Annotated in this window: 1 protein-coding gene; it reads right to left on the reverse strand. The window is 44.9% G+C overall.

Going from position 1 to position 773, the window contains the following annotated elements:
• Nucleotides 1-773, reverse strand: a 773-nt coding sequence (locus R7Q11_RS25835) for a tetratricopeptide repeat protein (RefSeq protein ID WP_225466959.1), incomplete at both ends; no start/stop codon positions are given.

Here is a 773-nt window from a genome sequence, read left to right on the forward strand (position 1 = left end):
TCTTCACTAATTTGGTTGAGTTGTTTTTGCTCCAAACGCACTAAGCTGGTGTATTTTTTGTACGCTTGCAGTGACAGTTGATATTCGCCCGCCTGTTCGTAACCCAAGCCCAACAAACGGTAAGATTGCTGTTTGATGAAGTTTTTGTTTTCCGGCGCTTTTTCGACAAGCTCTAAGGCTTTCTTCGCGTTTTCAATTACTTTTTTGCTGTCGTTCTGATGATAAGCGAGACCAGACTGAAGTAGGGCGGCTTTCGCTTCAAGCTGAGGGATATCCGCGTATTCCAGTAACTCTGTCGCACGTTCCAGATATTGCTCTGCAAGTGCGTAGTTGTAGAGTTGCAGGTAAGTCGCAGCCAAGCTCAACCGAATCTTAATGGTGCGATTGATATTACGACTGGTGCTTTCGTGATCCAGTACGTTGAAGTAGTGCACCAAAGCAAGATTGAACTTGCCTTGATAAAAATAGATGTCGCCCATTTGTTCAAGCACATCGGCCAAAATAGGGGAGCTTGGGTAAGAGTCGTAGAAATCTGCAGCCTGAGACAGATATTCAATGGCTTTGTCGTACACACGACGTTCTTGGAAAAGTCTCGCCAGCAAGCGGTTTACTTTGGCAAGGCGAGTACCGCTGTCACTTTCGATGGACTGCCAATAACCGTAAAGCAGTTCTGAAAGCGCAAGGTTGTATTTTTTACTGTTAAGGTAAAACTCACCAACAGAAGTGTAGTAATCAATTAAGGCCAAATCGGAACGACTGTCCTCAAGCATGCT

Source organism: Vibrio sp. 970 (assembly GCF_033339075.1).